The 4877-nt window shown below is 66.1% G+C and carries 3 protein-coding genes and 3 pseudogenes; 1 reads left to right on the top strand and 5 read right to left on the bottom strand.

The genetic code is table 11. From position 1 onward, the window contains the following. The coding region (locus AC2VLV_RS03080) for a hypothetical protein (RefSeq protein WP_486988583.1) at positions 1 to 235 on the top strand (235 nt) is incomplete at its 5' end. 100 nt (positions 236 to 335) lie between these two features. Here AC2VLV_RS03080 and AC2VLV_RS03085 read toward each other — a convergent pair. The 5 genes and pseudogenes from AC2VLV_RS03085 to AC2VLV_RS03105 form a co-directional block, all read right to left on the bottom strand. Further along, positions 336 to 467 (bottom strand): annotated as a pseudogene (locus tag AC2VLV_RS03085) (hypothetical protein); the annotation flags it as partial. Further along, positions 452 to 514: pseudogene (locus AC2VLV_RS03090) on the bottom strand (hypothetical protein); the annotation flags it as partial. The pseudogenes AC2VLV_RS03085 and AC2VLV_RS03090, both read right to left, overlap by 16 nt. A gap of 95 nt (positions 515 to 609) precedes the next feature. Then, a complete protein-coding gene (locus tag AC2VLV_RS03095; protein ID WP_486988581.1) occupies positions 610 to 2055 on the bottom strand; it encodes an HD-GYP domain-containing protein in 1446 nt (481 codons plus the stop codon). Positions 2056 to 2288: 233 nt separating this feature from the next. Next, positions 2289 to 4070, bottom strand: a complete 1782-nt coding sequence (locus tag AC2VLV_RS03100; RefSeq protein WP_486988582.1) for a hypothetical protein — start codon at positions 4068 to 4070, stop codon at positions 2289 to 2291. Positions 4071 to 4644: 574 nt separating this feature from the next. Continuing rightward, a pseudogene (locus tag AC2VLV_RS03105) lies at positions 4645 to 4877 on the bottom strand (MFS transporter); the annotation flags it as partial.

Below are 4877 nucleotides of genomic sequence, written 5' to 3' on the forward strand. Positions count from 1 at the left end.
GCAGCATAGCCAGTCACCGGCGCAAATCATGCGACGCGCTCGCGCGGGCGGCGGCGTGATGCGCATGCCGCACACCCGCGCGGCCTGCGTGATGCGTGTTGGGCTGGGCGCGCCGGGCAAACCGCGCAGGATCCAGCCGACGCGCGCCGCAGTGGTCCGGGCCGCGTTCCGCGTCGAGTCATCCCGCCCGGTCCGGCGGGCTGCGCGAGCAACGCCTGCACTTCGTCGCGACTGAGCACGGTCGACAGGCGCTGCGGCCGCTGCGCGCGGTGGATGTCGTCCATCCACGGTAATCGCAGCTCCAGCACCTCGCGATACAGAAACAGCAGCGCCGCCAGCGCCTGGTTCTGCGTGCTCGCCGCCACCTGACCGCGCACCGCCAGGACGGACAGGACCGCTCGACCTCGGTCGCACCCATCGCACGGGGGTGGCGCTTGCCGCTGCTCTCGATGAACCGGCGTATCCACCCGATATATGCCTGCTCAGTGCCCAAACCGTCGTGCTTCAGCTGCATGTCTGGCTCCGTGTGATTCTATCTTGCAGCGTGTCTGGCGTCTGAGTGCTGCGCGTGATGCGATGTAGCTGCCATGCGCGTCACGTGCAACCCGCTCACTCCCCTGATACCGAATCCGCGGCTTGAATGTCGAACTTCGCGATGGCGCTCACGAGCGCATCGAGGCACAGCGAGTCGATGCCGCGCCCACGCTCTCGCTCCATGATGATCAGGGCTTCATCGATCGACAGTGCGGCACGGTAGGGGCGGGCGGCAGTCAGAGCATCGAAGATATCTGCCGTCGTTATCATGCGCGTTTCCAGGCTGATATCGATGTCGTTGAGGCCGCGGGGATAGCCGCATCCATCCAATCGCTCGTGATGGGCGCCGGCCACGCGTGCGAGCTCTCTGAACGGGCCGATCCGTGCAAGTATTTCCTCAGTGAGAGCCGGGTGCCGCTTGACACTCGCCCATTCATCGGCGCTCAGTCGACCGGGCTTGTCCAGGATCGTGTTGCTGACGCCGAGTTTGCCCAGGTCATGCAACAAGCCCGCCCGGCGGACCCAGGCGGTGCGCCTGGCGCTGAATCCCATCGAGGTCGCCAGGATCGCAGCGTAGTTGCCTACCCGCTCGCTGTGGCCGAAGGTGAAATGACTCTTTGCATCGACGATCTGCGCGAAGGCCAGTGCGATTGCATCAAGGCGCGTCTCGGTGGGGTCAAGGATTTGCCTGCTGGGCTCCAGCGCCCACAGTCGACTCTCAAAATCCTCGGCAGCCATGACCGTCCAAAAATCCGGCTCTTGCGCGACGCGAAGAAATGCATCCACGACGCGAGGGTCGAACCAGGATCCGCTGCGTCGAAGCACCTCGTTCCGCGCGGCTGATGCGCCGCCGACCTGGTAAAACACATCGGCCACCTGGGCTAGCAGCGCGATGCGCGAACCCAGCGGAATGTCGTCGCTGCGATGACGCTGCGGCCTGCCGCGGCCATCCCAGTGCTCATCCAGGCTTTGGATGCCGGCAGCGACGGTGTCTGGAAAGCCGAGCTGGCGAGCCACCTGCGCACCCCGCTCGCAGCGGGCCATGACCAATTCGTCAGCCAATTGCTCGCCATGGCGCATCAGGTTGAGGACATGCGATAACCGGCTGCCAAGTCCCGCGCCGGGTGCGGCGTGGGTCAACACGAAGCTCGCAAGCTGTTTCAGGCTGTTGGTATCAACCTGCGCGAAATCATGCTTCGTGCGCAGGTCATCGTGCGCGTATAGCTCGCACAGACGCTCGGCGTTGCTGCTGCATCCGGCATCCTTGAGCAGCAAGGTGTAGTAGAGCTCCCGCAGTTCGGTCTCGGTGAGACGGAGTTCGCATCCGATGTGGAATCCTATCCAGCAGCAGCGCTGACAATGCCCGGGGGGTTGGCCCTCGGTGATGTCGAGGGCATGGCTGAGCGCGCCGATCACTTCGGCAAGCCGGAGCTGGCCATCGGCGATCGGCACGAGATCCAACCCGGGCTCGTTGACAGCCGCGGACTTCGTCGAAAGCTCTGGTTGATCAAGCAAAGTCATTTGGCTGCCCCTTGGCAACACCCGTGGGCAGGCCGCATCGCGAAGCAAGCAGCATGACGTGGCCTTGCCGCAGAGATATCCGAATGTCCGTGAAGGTTGCGTCGCGCCGACAGCCAAGACCACGCCGTCATCGAGATCGCGCGGGTGTCCGGCCGTCGTGCCAGCGTGTGTTGGGACGCGTCGAGAGTGCCCAGGCCCGCGTGCCCGACGCTGACCAGCGTGCTCGCAAGTGACTACTGTCCGGCCTGGGTGGCGAGGGGAGCTGCAGCCAGCGCGCGGGCCTGCGATATCGCCTGCGCTGGCGGCAACACGCCGCGCGCCAGCGCCTCGACCAGACTTTCGTTGGCACGCGCACGCAGCGCGAACAGCGAGGCGCCGACCTCGTGCGCGGCATGCCCCAAGCGCTCGATGTCGGCCTGGGCATGGCGTCCGGCCGGACGTGGGCCGCACACCAGCACGCCGAACAGGTGTCCGCGCAGGGCCAGCGGTAGCGCCAGGCCCTCGGCACCCAGTGCGCTGCCCACCCCATGCAGGTCCAGCGGTGCCAGCGTCGCGCGCAGGCGCACCAGCGCGCGGTCGTCCTGGTCGAGACGATCCTGGCATGCGAAGCCTGCGCCATCGCGGCCGCTGCAGTCGAATCCTCCCTCGCGCGCTTCATACAGCGCGGCGCCCGTGACGCCCGCATCGCGGCTGAACGCCTCGACCGTGCGCGCGATCAGCGTCTGCGGTGATTCGACGAATCCCGCGTCGCGCACGAAATCGCTCAGTGCCGCGCGCGCCCGATGTTCGCGATGGAAGAACACGCGGTCGACCAGCGCCTCGACACGCCGATGCAGTTGGTGAAACAGGATGCCCAGCGCCAACGGCACGCCAATCTCGAGTGCCAGGCCGGCGCTCTCGCCGATCGCGCTGCGCTCGATCAGGCTCTCCATCAATGCGAACAGACCCACCACCATGCCCATCAGCAAGGCAAACACCAAGGCACGGTTGACCACCACGCGCACCTCGACCAGGCGCTGACGCAGCACGGCATAGGTGTACAGGGCGAGCACGGCGATGGTCAGCGCCGTACCGATCCAGCGCAACCACATCAGTGCCGGCGACTGCTGGACGGCCGCGTTCTGCAATGCGATCTCGATCAGCATCGCCGGCAGCAGCAGGGCGGTGCTGCTGAGGATCCAGCGAATGCGCAGGCGCGCCGCGGCCGCGGCATCCACGTAACCACGCAGCAAGACCCATAGCGGCACGGCTAGTCCCGCAATCCCGCAGGCGATGATGATGTCGTTGAACGCGGCAGGCTCTCCGGATACCGCAAAAGCGACAAACGCCACGCTGCCGCCGGCTTCGAGCGCGAACAGCAGCAGCAACAGCAGCAGATAGACAATCCCGAGGCCATGCAACAAGCGCGGCCGCAAACCCAGCAGAGCGGTGGCGGTGAGATACAGCCCCAGAAACGCCATCGGTCCGCCGAGCCATTGCCCGACCATGTGCAGCGCGAGACCCGGGAACGGCGGCGCGGGCAGCCCGACGAGGATTTTTGCAAACAGGATGCTGATGGCGAACATCGCCAATCCCCATGCCGCCCAGTCGCGGCCGCGCCACAGGGTCAACAGGCCAAGCACCAGCAGCATGGCCTGCTCTGCCGAGGATACCCAGTGGATGCGGCCAGATTCAGCGGTTTGCTTCTGCGCCACGCTGCGCACCGCAACCGGCAGCACGCTGCCAGCGCGTTGCACCCACAAGCGATAAGTGCGGCTTCCGGGCACGTTTTCGTCGGCGAGGACGGCGCGCATCCGCGCCGTCTGTTCGGCCAGCACCACACGGTCGCCTGCCTGCAGGCCTGCCGGCAGGGGCGTCCAGCCACGTGCTTCGATCACGCCGCCCGCGGCATCGGTTTTCAGGTGGAACGGCAGCTCGCGGCGCGGCGCCGACCAGGTCAATGCGATAGCCACCACGGCCAGCGCGCCTATCATCAGGCGCAGCGCGGACCAGTGGGCAAATGCAAAGCGCTGCATCAACTCCTCCCCGTTGCGCCATGTGCACGGCTGCGCCGTGAATCGCCGAGGCGTCTCTAGAGCAGCCTTGTCGTGCGCGGCGCCGCATTTACTCTACAGGCAATGAAGTCGCGCTTGAACCGTGTCGCAGCGCTTGCCATGGGCCATGCGCAGATCCGTGTGCCTGGATATGCGAGGGTTCCAATCGCATCGGCAGGGTCATGCGGCGGCCGCACGCGGCTTCATGCCAGGTTCCGGGTGCTCGGCTGCAGCCGCGCGGCGGGGTTCGAGGTCGACGCAAGCCCGACAGGGAGCGATGCGCCTGGGTATGCCAGCGTTGCCGCATGGACAGATGGCAGCAGGGTGAACGGCAGCAACAGGACCAGTGCGCGCGCCTGTCTGTTGCGTGGAACCGATGAAATCGGCTTCGCGGTCATGCGGTCGTTGCTCCGGACCCTTGTGCAACTCGCCACATCACCAAGCGCGCCCACCGCCACAGCGCGGCAGCATCGCGGGTGGCGCCAAAGCGATACTGCGGATGCATCACATCGACGATCCGCGTCGGGCAGCACGACCGCGCTCGACGCGATCGGCGTCACGACGTTGTCTGTGTCGCCACGCGACGCGCCGAATCACTGCGCACATGCTTGTAGCGGAACAGGATCGCGAACAGCACCGCCACGACCAGCGAATACGCGGCGAACATCAGCCACACGCCGTGCCACGCGATGCTGCCGTCGGCTCGCGTGTAGTAATCGTTGATGAGCACGCCGCTGATCGAGCTGCCCAGCACCGCGCCGAAGCCGTTGGTCATCATCATGAAGAGCC

This window comes from Thiomonas sp. TH-17, assembly GCF_057473305.1.

Coding starts and splice junctions, on each gene's coding strand:
- AC2VLV_RS03095 (WP_486988581.1), bottom strand. CDS start 2,055: ATGACTTTGCTTGATCAACCAGAGCTTTCGACGAAGTCCGCGGCTGTC.
- AC2VLV_RS03100 (WP_486988582.1), bottom strand. CDS start 4,070: ATGCAGCGCTTTGCATTTGCCCACTGGTCCGCGCTGCGCCTGATGATA.